The following is a 12,853-nucleotide window of genomic DNA, read 5'->3' as shown; positions in this document are numbered from 1 at the left end:
CGACCACACCAGGGGGCGCGTCTGCGCCCCTGAACGACGCCGACACCGTCCCGCCGTTTGCGCGGAGGGGCGCCTGGTCCAGAGGTTGCGACGCTAGTGCAGGGACGTTTCAAGAGGGATGGCAGCGCTTCGGCGGAGCCGGAGCCGCACGGCGGGACCGACCGCGGTTCCTCGCCCCAGCACGCCCAGAACCCGGGACAATCAGAGCTCGGCGGTGGTGGTGAGCGCTCCGCGCGCCCCGGCGCTACGGCTCCCGACACACCGCCCGTGAAGCCGAAGGCCCCTCCGGGCCCCGGCCCCCGAGTGGCTCTGCGCAACTGGCGCATCTCCACGCGACTGGTGTCGCTGCTCGCGCTCCCCGTGGTCGCCGCGACCACACTGGGCGCGCTGCGCATCAACCAGTCCATGGACGACATCCAGCAGCTCGAGAACATGAAGCTGCTGACCGACATGACCAAGCAGGCGACCGAGCTCGCCGCGGCGCTCCAGAAGGAGCGCGACGGGTCGGCCGGCCCCCTGGCGCACGGTGTTACGGCCAAGGACTCCCGGATCACGCTGATCCGCGACGCGACGGACCGCGCCAAGACGCAGTTCCTCTCCGGGACCCAGGAGATCGACGACGCCAGTGCGAGCGGACAGCTCTCCGGTGTCCGTGACAGCCTCGTCGCCATCGCGGGCGAGCTGAACAAGCTCGGCACCATCCGCAACTCGTCCTACAGCGACCCGCAGAACGCCTCGCAGACGGTCGACGGCTACCACCGCCTCATCACCGAGCTGATCGACCTCTCGCAGGACATGGCGGAGGCGACCAGCAACCCGGAGATGATCCAGCGCACCCGCGCCCTGTCGGCCTTCTCCTCGGCCAAGGAGTACGCCTCCGTCCAGCGCGCGATCATCGCCGCCGCGCTGCCGACGAAGGACGACACCTTCGGCAAGCTCTCCGAGAACGACCGCCTGTACGCGACCTCGGCCCAGGACAGCGAGGCCTCCGAGCGCACCAGCTTCGCGAGCATCTACGGCGCCGGCGCCGAGAAGCTCACCGAGCCGATCGACCAGGGCAACCCGACCATCCAGGCGGCCGACCAGTACTCCAAGCGCGTACTGGACTCGGCGGGTGGCCTGAGCACCCAGGACAAGAAGTCGTACAGCGACTGGTTCGACGCCGACACCGCCAAGATCGACCAGATGGCGAAGATCGAGATCTCGCTGCTCGGCGAGATGACGCAGAAGTCCCGTGAGCTGAAGAACGCCTCCCAGCAGGAAGCGATCATCTCCGGTGCGCTGATCCTCCTCGTCCTCGGCGTGTCCCTCGTCGGCGCCTTCGTCGTGGCCCGGTCCATGATCCGCTCGCTGCGCCGGCTGCAGGACACCGCGACCAGGGTCGCCCAGGACCGGCTGCCCGAGCTGGTCAAGCAGCTCTCGGAGTCGGACCCGCAGGACGTCGACACCTCCGTCGAGTCGGTCGGTGTGCACTCCCGGGACGAGATCGGCAAGGTGGCCGCGGCCTTCGACGACGTGCACCGCGAGGCCGTCCGCCTCGCCGCCGAGCAGGCCCTCCTGCGAGGCAACGTCAACGCGATGTTCACCAACCTCTCGCGCCGTTCCCAGGGCCTCATCCAGCGTCAGCTCTCGCTCATCTCCGAACTGGAGTCCCGCGAGGCCGACCCGGACCAGCTGTCCTCCCTGTTCAAGCTCGACCACCTCGCGACCCGCATGCGCCGTAACGGTGAGAACCTCCTCGTTCTCGCCGGTGAAGAGCCCGGCCGCCGCTGGACCCGCCCGGTCCCGCTGGTCGACGTGCTCCGCGCCGCGGCCTCCGAGGTGGAGCAGTACGAGCGCATCGAGCTGTCCTCGGTCCCCACCACCCAGGTCGCGGGCCGGGTCGTCAACGACCTCGTGCACCTGCTCGCCGAGCTCCTCGAGAACGCCACCTCGTTCTCCTCCCCGCAGACCAAGGTCAAGGTCACCGGTCACGCGCTGCCCGACGGCCGGGTGCTGATCGAGATCCACGACACCGGTATCGGCCTGTCCCCCGAGGACCTCGCCGCGATCAACGAGCGGCTCGCCGCGCCGCCGACCGTGGACGTCTCCGTCTCCCGGCGCATGGGCCTCTTCGTGGTCGGTCGTCTGTCGCAGCGTCACGGCATCCGTATCCAGCTGCGTCCGTCGGACTCCGGCGGCACCACCGCGCTCGTCATGCTCCCCGTCGATGTCGCCCAGGGCGGCAAGAAGGCTCCGGGCAAGCCGGGCCAGGGCGCTCCCTCCTCCGCCGGCCCGGCCGCCGCGCAGGCCTCGGCCGGTGTGGCCGCGGCCCGCCGCGGAGGCGGTCAGGGCGGTCCGTCCCTCGGAGCGGGCGCGCCCGCCGGCGGCGGCGGTCTGCTCGGCGGCGCGCCGCAGCGTGGCCAGGTCGGCGCCGGACAGGGCCCGCGGGCCGCTCTTCCCGGCAGCGGCCAGGGTGGTCACCCGGGTGCTCCGGGTGGAGCGCGCGGACCGCAGGGTCCGGGCAACCCGCAGCAGGGCAGGCCGGCCCCGGCCGGTGCCGGTGCCGGTGCGGGTGTCTTCGGACAGAGCGCGCCCGGAGCCTCGCAGGGTCTGCAGGCCACCGGAGCCGGCACGCCCCAGGGCTTCGGCGACGGACCCGGTACCCGCCAGGGCTTCAGCTTCGGTGACAGCGCCCCCGCGGCGACGCCCCCGCAGCAGCAGCCCTCGGGCAACAAGGGCGGCGGCCGTCGTCGGCCGCAGCTGCCGGGACGCGGTGGTCCGCGTGCCGAGCTGCCCGGTGGCAGCCCGCAGCAGTCCCGGCCGAGCTGGAGCGACGAGAACGCGCAGCCGCCCGTGCCGCGCGCCTCGCTGGACTCCCCGCGCGGTCACGAGGAGCCCGACGCCACCTCGCGCATGCCGCGGATCGACGACCGGCACGGCCCGGCCTCGACCTCGGAGATGCCGCGCATCGACGACCGTCAAGGTCCCGCCGTCACCTCCGAGTTCGCCCGCCCCGACTTCGACGGCCCGCGCCCCGGTATGGGCGCGCCGCAGAACAACGGGCAGAACCACGGCCAGAACACCGGCCAGTTCGTGCGCCCGGACGTGTTCGGCACCGCGACCACGAATCCGTCCTCCACGGGTCAGTTCGCGAACCCGGGATACGGCCAGGGCCCCGCGTCCACCGGCCAGTTCGCCAACCCGGGCTACGGCAACCCCCAGGACCCCTCGTCCACCGGCCAGTTCCAGCGGCCGGGGTACGGCAACGGCCAGGACCCCTCGTCCACCGGCCAGTTCGCCGCCCCGGGCTACGGCAACGGCCAGGACCCCTCGTCCACCGGTCAGTACGAGCGGCCGCAGCAGCGGCCCGCGCGTGCCCAGGAGCCGGAGGCGCTGCCGCCGGCCGCCGGACCCGGTGACGGACGTACGCCGCTGTACGACACGCTGGAGACCAACTGGTTCCACGGTCAGGCGAACGGCTCCCAGACGGGAGCTCACCACAACGTTCAGAACGGCGCCCAGGGCGGCGTTCAGAACGGCGCCCACGCCAACGGCTCGCAGCTTCCCCAGCAGCAGCCCCAGGCTCCCGCCGCCCCCCAGCGGGCCGCCACCCCACAGGCCTCCGCCTCCTGGCGGACGTCCCCGAACGACGACCTCGTCCGTCAGGCCGAGCGCGTCCGTCAACCGTCGGCAGGCGGGGTCACCACCTCCGGCCTGCCGCGCCGGGTCCCGCGAGCCAACCTCGTCGCGGGCACGGCACAGCAGCAACAGCACCAAACAGGTCCGCAGGTCTCCCGTGCGCCCGATGACGTACGCGGCCGGCTGACCAATCTCCGTCGGGGCATTCAGCAGGGTCGCCAGGCCGGTACCGGCCAGACCGGCAGCTTCCCCAGCCCCACTCACCAGCAGGAGCGTTAGTTGAGCCCGATGAGCCAGGCCGCACAGAATCTGAACTGGTTGATCACCAACTTCGTGGACAACACCCCCGGGGTGTCCCACACCGTCGTCGTGTCCGCCGACGGGCTCCTTCTGGCGATGTCCGAAGGATTCCCGCGCGACCGCGCCGACCAGCTCGCGGCCGTCGCGTCCGGGCTGACCTCACTGACCGCCGGGGCCTCCCGGATCTTCGAGGGCGGCACGGTGGCCCAGACGGTCGTCGAGATGGAGCGCGGCTTCCTCTTCCTGATGTCCGTCTCGGACGGCTCGTCCCTCGCGGTCCTCTCACACCCGGAGTGCGACATCGGCCTTGTCGGCTACGAAATGGCACTGCTCGTCGACCGGGCGGGCGCTGTACTCACTCCGGACCTGCGCGCCGAACTACAGGGAAGTCTGCTCCACTGACGGCTCCTGGTTCTACCGACTGCACGAAATCACCGTCCGGCCGCCACAATCCCCCCACCGGCCCCAACAGACGGCACGACTGACCGACCTGCTGTCCCGCCCGGAGGATTCATGACCCCGCCCACCGCCTCTCATGATCCGTACGCTGAGCCGTACGGGGACGAGGGCGACCAGCCGCTGGTACGTCCGTACGCGATGACCGGCGGCCGGACCCGGCCGCGGTACCAACTCGCCATCGAGGCGCTGATCAGCACCACGGCCGACCCCACGCAGTTGATGGGGCTGCTCCCGGAGCACCAGCGGATCTGCCACCTGTGCCGTGAGGTCAAGTCGGTGGCCGAGGTGTCGGCCCTCCTGTCCATGCCGCTCGGTGTGGCCAGGATCCTCGTCGCGGACCTCGCGGAGGCCGGACTCGTCGCCATCCACCAGCCGGGCGGCGATGAGAACAACGGCGGCGCGCCAGACGTGACTTTGCTCGAAAGGGTGCTCAGTGGACTTCGCAAGCTCTGACGGAGGTCGGGCGACCACCTCCGCGAAGATCGTGGTGGCGGGCGGCTTCGGCGTGGGCAAGACCACGTTCGTCGGCGCCGTCTCGGAGATCAACCCGCTGCGCACCGAGGCCGTCATGACGTCCGCGTCCGCGGGCATCGACGACCTCACGCACACCGGAGACAAGACGACCACCACCGTCGCCATGGACTTCGGCCGCATCACCCTGGACCAGGACCTGATCCTGTACCTCTTCGGTACGCCGGGTCAGGACCGCTTCTGGTTCATGTGGGACGACCTGGTCCGCGGCGCCATCGGCGCCGTGGTCCTGGTGGACACCCGCCGCCTCGCCGACTGCTTCCCCGCGGTCGACTACTTCGAGAACTCCGGACTGCCCTTCGTCATCGCCCTCAACGGGTTCGACGGACACCAGCCCTACAACCCCGAAGAAGTGCGCGAGGCTCTGCAGATCGGCCCGGACGCTCCGATCATCACGACGGATGCCCGGCACCGCGCGGACGCGAAGAGCGCGCTCATCACGCTGGTCGAGCACGCACTCATGGCACGTCTGCGCTAGCACTCAAGTCGACAGTTTCATAAGGAAGTTGTCGTAGACGCATTGGAGCCGGCTGTGTCGTTTGACACGGCCGGCCACAGTGTTCATAACGTTTCGACATGGAATTCGATGGGCACCACCACGCATCGCGGTCACCCGGTGCCGCTGTGCTCATAAAAGCCCCGTCTTTTGACGGGGCTCGTTCTTTATGACCGTTTTATCTGGGGGATGCATCACTCGGAACCCTCGGTTCCGAGTGTTTGGAAGGGCGCCGCCTGACGTGCTGGAATGCGCTGAACTGCCCAGTAGTCAAGGGCGCTGGAGACACCGCGGCACAACGTAGGTGCCGACGCCGAGAGGTTGTTGGTCGAGTGAGGCGAAGCAAGAACGGTCCCGAGCCGACGGCACGGGGCAACTTCACCCCGCCGCCGCGCGGAGCGGCGCCCGCACAGGTGCCTGTTCCGGAGCCCGTGCCGGCGCCCGCGCCGAGCGGCGGTCGTCTGTCCCCCCGCAACTGGCGCGTACCCACCAGGCTGAACGCGATCCTGCTCATACCCGTGGTCGTCGGCCTCGTCATGGGCGGCTTCCAGGTGAAGAGCTCCATCAACACCTGGCAGCAGGCTCAGGACGCGGAGAAGACGGCCCGTCTGGTGCAGGCCGCGCTGGCCTACGGCGACAAGCTCTTCGTCGAGCGTGACGTCACCGCCCAGCCGCTGCTGGAGAACAAGAACGGCAAGGGCGCCAGCGACCCCACGGTCGTCAAGGCCTACAAGGACACGGACGCGGCAGCGACCGTCTTCAACCGGGCCGCCCAGAACATGCCGAAGACGCCGGGCCTGGAGCGCCGGCTCGCCAACTTCCGCAAGGTGGAGCCCGGTCTCGGCAACCTGCGCAAGGTCGCCTACAAGCTCGACAACGTGAAGACCGAAGAGGGCTACCTCCAGATCCAGCACCCGCTGATGGAGTTCGCCAACGAGCTCGGCCTGGGCACCGGAAACATCACCAGCTACGGCCGTACGGTCTACGCGATCTCACTGTCCAAGGCCGCGCTGTCCCTCGAGCGGTCCATCGGCATGCACCTCCTGATCAAGCCGGGCCCGGGTCTGGGCGCTCTCGCCACCCAGCGCACCGCCCTCTCCTCGTACGCCTACCTGGAGGGCATCGCCGTCGAGGAGTACCTCGGCGGTGGCACCCCGGCCGACGCCGCCAAGCTCGACGCGGTGACGAAGCAGATCACGGCCGAGCTCAAGAGCCAGGCCACCCAGGCCGGGACCGCCGCCGCGGCCCAGGGCCAGAAGTACGTCCCCCCGCCGGCCGACATGGTCACGCGGATCGTCGGCCTGAAGTCGCCGCTCGACTCCGAGCGCGCCGAGCTCGCCACGAACGGCGTCACCCCGCAGAACTGGTGGGCGGTCAACACCGCCAAGTACAACGGCTACCGGCAGATCGAGTCGGACCTCGCCGACAAGGCGGTGGCCGAGGCCGCCGACATCGCCGACAACGCCAAGACCGACGCCTTCATCACCGGCGGCGCCGTCGTGGTCGCCCTGCTCGCCGCGTTCATCCTGGCCGGCATGGTGGCCCGCCAGATGAGCCGCGCGATGCGCCAGCTGCGCAACGCGGCCTTCAGTGTCGCCGAACAGCGTCTGCCGATGCTGGTCGACCAGCTCTCGCGCACCGACCCCGGCCGCGTCGACACCCGCGTCCAGCCCATCCCGATCACCACCACGGACGAGATCGGCGAGGTCGCCCGCGCCTTCGACCAGGTCCACCGCGAGGCCGTCCGGCTCGCCGCCGAGCAGGCCCTCCTCCGGGGCAACATCAACGCGATCTTCACCAACCTGTCGCGCCGCAACCAGTCGCTGATCGAGGGCCAGCTGACCCTGATCACCGACCTGGAGAACAACGAGGCCGACCCGGACCAGTTGGAGAACCTCTTCCGCCTGGACCACCTCGCGACCCGTATGCGCCGCAACGGCGAGAACCTCCTCGTCCTCGCCGGCGAGGAGCCCGGCCGCCGCTGGGACCAGCCGGTGCCCCTCGTGGACGTCCTGCGCGCCGCCTCCTCCGAGGTGGAGCAGTACGAGCGCATCGAGCTCTCCGGCGTCCCGGAGGCCGAGATCCACGGCCGCGCCGTGACCGACCTCGTGCACCTGCTCGCCGAGCTGCTGGAGAACGCCACCACGTTCTCCTCCCCGCAGACCAAGGTCCGCGTCACCGCGACCCGCCTCCCGGACGGCCGCGTCATGGTCGAGATCCACGACAAGGGCATCGGCCTCACCGCCGAGGACTTCGCGGACATCAACCACAAGCTGGCCAACCCGCCGACCGTGGACGCCGCGATCTCCCAGCGCATGGGCCTGTTCGTGGTCGGCCGGCTGTCCGACCGGCACGGCATCCGCGTCCAGCTGCGTCCCTCGGGCGAGCAGGCCGGAACGACCTCGCTGGTCATGCTCCCCGACGCGATCACCCATGGTGGTGGAGGCGAACAGCAGGTGCAGCGCGACGAGTTCACCGTGTCGCAGATCATCCCGGAACAGCAGTCCTTCCGGGCGGAGTCCTTCCAGGCCGAGTCGACACGCACCGCCGCGGAACTCGGCTTCGACGACAGCCGCTACGCCGAAGTCCCCGACGACATCCGCGAGTTGGACCCCGTCGGCCGCTCCCTGGTCCGCGAGGAGCGCCGCGCGGCCCTGGAGGCCCAGACGACGGGCCAGCCGGACGCGCTGGAGGCCGGGCAGTACCCGGAGAACTTCAACGCGCCCCAGCCCGGCTACGACGGCGCTCAGCCGTCCTTCGAGGGCGGACAGCCGGCGTACGGCAACGGGCAGAGGGCCTACGAGGAGCAGCCCGCGACGTACGACCAGCAGTCGGCGTACGAGGCACCGCAGCAGCCGACGTACGACGAGACGTACTTCCCGACGAACGGCGGCTACCCGGAACCCGGGTACGCGGAGCCTTCCCAGGCGGAGCCCGTGGAGGCCCGCGGTGCCGCCCCGGAGACGTTCTCCGCGTTCGAGGAGCCGTCCTACCAGGACGACTGGCCGCAGCGGGACGCGTACCGGAACGACCACCGGTCCGGGTACGCTCCGGAGGCGGAATCCGCGCAGGTCGCTGACGCGGGTGAGCAGGACCGCGTAGGCTTCGGCCGACCGGGTCCTGCCCCCTCGTCCGCGCACCAGATGACCGACGCCGGGCTGCCGCGCCGCGGATCCGCCGCGAACGGGGCCAACGGCCGGCGCCCTGCCGTGCCGGGTGCCCAGGAGGTCCAGACGCCGCCCGCGGGCAACAGCGACGGCAACGGCAACGACGACTGGCGTTCGAACAACGACGACCGGTGGCAGCGTGCCGAGCAGCTCAAGAAGCCCAAGGCGGGCGGGGTCACCTCGTCCGGGCTGCCGCGTCGGGTCCCCAAGGCCAACCTGGTCGAGGGAACCGCGGAATCGACCCCGCAGGGTGGCCCTCAGGTCTCCCGTGCTCCCGAGGACATCCGGGGCAGGCTCAGCAACCTGCGCCGCGGCGTGCAGCAGGGACGCAATGCCAGTAGTGACACGAACGGTCAGGGCTTCGGTTCTGACAGCACCTACAACCAGGAGCGTTAGTGTGAGCCCGATGAGCCAGGCGGCGCAGAACCTGAACTGGTTGATCACCAACTTCGTGGACAACACCCCCGGGGTGTCCCACACCGTGGTGGTCTCCGCCGACGGACTCCTTCTGGCGATGTCCGAAGGCTTTCCCCGTGACCGCGCCGACCAGCTCGCGGCTGTCGCGTCCGGTCTGACCTCGCTGACCGCGGGTGCGTCCCGCATCTTCGAGGGCGGCAGTGTGAACCAGACAGTTGTGGAGATGGAGCGAGGATTCCTCTTCATCATGTCCGTTTCCGATGGTTCGTCGCTCGCGGTCCTTGCACATCCCGAAGCGGACATCGGTCTCATCGGGTACGAGATGGCCCTTCTGGTGGACCGTGCGGGTACGGTCCTGACACCGGATCTTCGAGCGGAGCTCCAAGGGAGCCTTCTCAACTAACAGCCAGACCGTGCGTTTTGGCGTCCCGGGGCCGTAAGGTTTCGGGACGCGGTCCCACACGGATGGGTGCCAGGCACAGTCGGAGGAGGAGAAAGTGGCAACACCCCCAGGCGGTTCGTCTTCGGGCAACTGGTCGTACGGCCCCGGCCAGGGGCAGGGCCAGGGTGACGGTTCGCAGAACCCGAACCGGTACAACTTCCCCTCCGCACCAAGCCACCGCCGTCAGCAGCCGTACACGCCGCAGGGCCCCGGCCCCTCGCCGTACGACCAGCCCCCGGCGCCGCGCATCCAGCCCGTACAGCCGCAGCGACGCACACCGGAGGCGGCGCCCGCGGGTTCGTCGAACAACCCTCTGGTGCGTCCGTACGCCATGACGGGCGGCCGCACCAGGCCTCGTTACCAGCTCGCCATCGAGGCGCTGGTGCACACCACCGCACAACCGCACCAGATGCAGGGCCAGTTGCCCGAGCATCAGCGGATCTGCAATCTCTGCCGGGAGATCAAGTCGGTGGCCGAGATCTCGGCCCTGCTGACCATCCCTCTCGGCGTGGCCAGGATTCTCGTCGCCGACTTGGCGGAGGCGGGCCTGGTCGCCATCCATCAGCCGGGCGGCGACGAAAACGCCGGCGGCCAGCCAGACGTGACTTTGCTCGAAAGGGTGCTCAGTGGACTTCGCAAGCTCTAGCGGAGGGCCTTCCCGCTCCACCACGTCCGCGAAGATCGTGGTGGCGGGCGGCTTCGGCGTGGGCAAGACCACGTTCGTCGGCGCCGTCTCGGAGATCAACCCCCTGCGCACCGAGGCCGTCATGACGTCCGCGTCCGCGGGCATCGACGACCTCACGCACACCGGAGACAAGACGACCACCACCGTCGCCATGGACTTCGGCCGCATCACCCTGGACCAGGACCTGATCCTGTACCTCTTCGGCACCCCTGGTCAGGACCGCTTCTGGTTCATGTGGGACGACCTGGTCCGCGGCGCCATCGGCGCGATCGTCCTGGTCGACACCCGCCGCCTCGCCGACTGCTTCCCCGCGGTCGACTACTTCGAGAACTCCGGACTGCCCTTCGTCATCGCCCTCAACGGGTTCGACGGCAACCAGCCGTACAACCCGGACGAGGTCCGCGAGGCGCTGCAGATCGGCCCGGACGCTCCGATCATCACGACGGACGCCCGCCACCGCGCGGACGCGAAGAGCGCGCTCATCACGCTGGTCGAGCACGCGCTCATGGCCCGCCTGCGGTAGCCGCTCCGCGCGACGAACGCCAACGGAGGGGCGGCTTCTCCCTGGAGAAGCCGCCCCTCCGCCGTGCTCCACGCCACCCTCGGCAGCGTTTCCGCCCCCTGGGCGTTTCCGTTCCGGTGGAGTTCCTCCCCCACGGGACATCCGCTGGTGACGCCTTCCCGCGGTGGCGCTTCCCTCCCGGTCACGTGGACGCGGGGCAGTGGCCCTTCCGGCGTACGACTGCGGGCCCGTGCCGTAGGTCGTACGGCAGGGGCACGCGCGCCCCGAGACGCTCCCCCGGGGCCGGGAGCCCATGGGGTCGCCACAGGTACGGCGAAGGGGCCCGCTCCGGATACGGAGCGGGCCCCTCGTCACGCACGAGCGCCGCAGGCTACCCGTGCCAGCTGTGCGGGGCACGGAAGCCGGGCTCGCGCTCCAGGCGGCGCCAGCCGGCCTTCGCGCGGCCGCGGTGGGTGGGGGTGGTGTCCGGCTGGGCGGCGGCACGGGCCAGGAGGATGGCCGTGATGGCGGCGACTTCCTCGGGCTCGGCGTGGCCCTTCTCGACGCGGATCTCAGGGTCGTTCATAGGTGTCAGTCTCCGTGAGAGAGGTTTCCGCGGCGCTGCCGCGGAGGAGCCGCAGGGTTACTGCGGGGGGTTGCCGTGCTTGCGGGAGGGCAGGTCCGCGTGCTTCGTGTGCAGCATCGCCAGCGAGCGGATGAGGACCTCGCGGGTCTCGGCGGGGTCGATGACGTCGTCGACCAGCCCGCGCTCCGCCGCGTAGTAGGGGTGCATGAGTTCCGCCTTGTACTCCTTGACCATGCGCACCCGCATGCCCTCGGGATCGGCGGCGTCGGCGATCTGGCGGCGGAAGATGACGTTGGCGGCGCCCTCGGCGCCCATCACGGCGATCTCGTTGGTGGGCCACGCGTACGTGAGGTCCGCGCCGATGGACTGGGAGTCCATGACGATGTAGGCACCGCCGTACGCCTTGCGCAGGATCAGCGAGATCCTCGGCACCGTCGCGTTGCAGTACGCGTACAGGAGCTTCGCGCCGTGCCGGATGATCCCGCCGTGCTCCTGGTCCACACCGGGCAGGAACCCCGGAACGTCCAGGAGGGTGATGATCGGAACGTTAAAAGCGTCACACATCTGGACAAAGCGCGCAGCTTTTTCGGAGGCTTCGATGTCCAGGACGCCGGCGAGGGTCTGCGGCTGGTTGGCGACGATGCCCACCACCTGGCCGTCCAGGCGGGCCAGCGCGCAGATGATGTTGCGGGCCCAGCGTTCGTGGACCTCGAGGTAGTCGCCGTCGTCGACGAGTTCCTCGATGACCTTCGTCATGTCGTAGGGCCGGTTGCCGTCCGCGGGCACCAGGTCGAGGAGGACGTCGCCGCGCCGGTCCGCGGGGTCCTCGGAGGCCACCCGCGGGGGGTTCTCGCGGTTGTTCTGCGGGAGCATCGACAGGAGGTAGCGGACCTCCGCGATGCAGGTCTCCTCGTCGTCGTACGCGAAGTGACAGACACCGCTGGTCTCGGCGTGCACGTCGGCGCCGCCGAGCCCGTTCTGGCTGATCTCCTCGCCGGTGACGGCCTTGACCACGTCCGGGCCGGTGATGAACATCTGCGAGGTCTCACGGACCATGAACACGAAGTCGGTCAGGGCCGGCGAGTAGGCCGCGCCGCCCGCGCACGGGCCGAGCATCACCGAGATCTGCGGGATGACGCCGGAGGCCTTGGTGTTGCGCTGGAAGATGCCGCCGTAGCCGGCCAGCGCGGAGACACCCTCCTGGATCCGGGCGCCCGCGCCGTCGTTGAGGGAGACCAGCGGCGCCCCGGCCGCGATGGCCATGTCCATGATCTTGTGGATCTTCGTGGCGTGCGCCTCGCCGAGCGCGCCGCCGAAGATACGGAAGTCGTGGGCGTAGACGAATACCGTACGGCCCTCCACCGTGCCCCAGCCGGTGATCACACCGTCCGTGTACGGCTTCTTGGCCTCCAGGCCGAAGCCGGTCGCCCGGTGCCGGCGCAGCTGCTCGACCTCCTGGAAGGACCCGGGGTCGAGGAGCAGCTCGATCCGCTCCCGAGCGGTCAGCTTGCCCTTGGCGTGCTGGGCCTCGGTCGCCCTCTCGCTGGGGCCGCGCAGTGCCTCCGCACGAATCGCGTGCAGTTCGGCCACGCGCCCGCGTGCGTCCGTGGGTTCGCCTGAGGGTGCGGCCTCGTCCAAAACGGTCAT

The 12,853-nt window shown here is 70.1% G+C and carries 10 protein-coding genes; 8 read left to right on the top strand and 2 right to left on the bottom strand.

Going from position 1 to position 12,853, the window contains the following annotated elements:
- Positions 1-96: 96 nt before the first annotated feature.
- From OHB41_RS32000 to OHB41_RS31965, 8 genes are all read left to right on the top strand, one after another.
- Positions 97-3,900, top strand: coding sequence for a sensor histidine kinase (locus OHB41_RS32000; protein WP_266701601.1), 3,804 nt, complete (start codon positions 97-99; stop codon positions 3,898-3,900).
- Positions 3,901-3,909: 9 nt separating this feature from the next.
- Positions 3,910-4,323 carry a roadblock/LC7 domain-containing protein gene (locus OHB41_RS31995; protein ID WP_010984127.1) on the top strand — a complete coding sequence of 138 codons (414 nt, stop codon included), beginning with the start codon at positions 3,910-3,912 and terminating at the stop codon, positions 4,321-4,323.
- Between the two features lie 111 nt (positions 4,324-4,434).
- Positions 4,435-4,833, top strand: coding sequence for a DUF742 domain-containing protein (locus OHB41_RS31990; RefSeq protein ID WP_148010631.1), 399 nt, complete (start codon positions 4,435-4,437; stop codon positions 4,831-4,833).
- The gene (locus OHB41_RS31985; protein WP_028802395.1) at positions 4,814-5,389 is read left to right on the top strand and encodes a GTP-binding protein; all 576 of its coding nucleotides are present in this window, start codon (positions 4,814-4,816) and stop codon (positions 5,387-5,389) included. Before OHB41_RS31990 ends, OHB41_RS31985 begins: the two co-directional genes overlap by 20 nt.
- A 350-nt stretch (positions 5,390-5,739) precedes the next feature.
- Positions 5,740-8,970, top strand: a complete 3,231-nt coding sequence (locus tag OHB41_RS31980) for a sensor histidine kinase (RefSeq protein WP_266701598.1) — start codon at positions 5,740-5,742, stop codon at positions 8,968-8,970.
- A 10-nt stretch (positions 8,971-8,980) separates the two neighbouring features.
- Positions 8,981-9,394, top strand: coding sequence for a roadblock/LC7 domain-containing protein (locus tag OHB41_RS31975; RefSeq protein WP_005479603.1), 414 nt, complete (start codon positions 8,981-8,983; stop codon positions 9,392-9,394).
- Between the two features lie 94 nt (positions 9,395-9,488).
- The gene (locus OHB41_RS31970; RefSeq protein WP_266701590.1) at positions 9,489-10,079 is read left to right on the top strand and encodes a DUF742 domain-containing protein; all 591 of its coding nucleotides are present in this window, start codon (positions 9,489-9,491) and stop codon (positions 10,077-10,079) included.
- Entirely contained in the window at positions 10,060-10,641 is a 582-nt protein-coding gene (locus OHB41_RS31965) for a GTP-binding protein (RefSeq protein WP_030793786.1), read from the top strand. The genes OHB41_RS31970 and OHB41_RS31965 overlap by 20 nt, the downstream gene beginning before the upstream one ends.
- Before the next feature lie 370 nt (positions 10,642-11,011).
- Here OHB41_RS31965 and OHB41_RS31960 read toward each other — a convergent pair whose 3' ends face one another.
- Positions 11,012-11,206 (bottom strand): acyl-CoA carboxylase subunit epsilon, encoded by a 195-nt coding sequence (locus OHB41_RS31960; protein WP_148014275.1) that lies wholly within the window; start codon positions 11,204-11,206, stop codon positions 11,012-11,014.
- Between the two features lie 57 nt (positions 11,207-11,263).
- Positions 11,264-12,853, bottom strand: a complete 1,590-nt coding sequence (locus OHB41_RS31955; RefSeq protein ID WP_266701587.1) for an acyl-CoA carboxylase subunit beta — start codon at positions 12,851-12,853, stop codon at positions 11,264-11,266.

It is taken from the genome of Streptomyces sp. NBC_01571, from assembly GCF_026339875.1.
GTDB lineage: Bacteria > Actinomycetota > Actinomycetes > Streptomycetales > Streptomycetaceae > Streptomyces.
The sequence above is the reverse complement of the archived record's forward strand: the minus strand, read 5'-3'. Positions and strand labels throughout refer to the sequence as shown.

Coding starts and splice junctions, on each gene's coding strand:
- OHB41_RS31995 (WP_010984127.1), top strand. CDS start 3,910: ATGAGCCAGGCCGCACAGAATCTGAACTGGTTGATCACCAACTTCGTG.
- OHB41_RS31990 (WP_148010631.1), top strand. CDS start 4,435: ATGACCCCGCCCACCGCCTCTCATGATCCGTACGCTGAGCCGTACGGG.
- OHB41_RS31975 (WP_005479603.1), top strand. CDS start 8,981: ATGAGCCAGGCGGCGCAGAACCTGAACTGGTTGATCACCAACTTCGTG.
- OHB41_RS31960 (WP_148014275.1), bottom strand. CDS start 11,206: ATGAACGACCCTGAGATCCGCGTCGAGAAGGGCCACGCCGAGCCCGAG.
- OHB41_RS31955 (WP_266701587.1), bottom strand. CDS start 12,853: ATGACCGTTTTGGACGAGGCCGCACCCTCAGGCGAACCCACGGACGCA.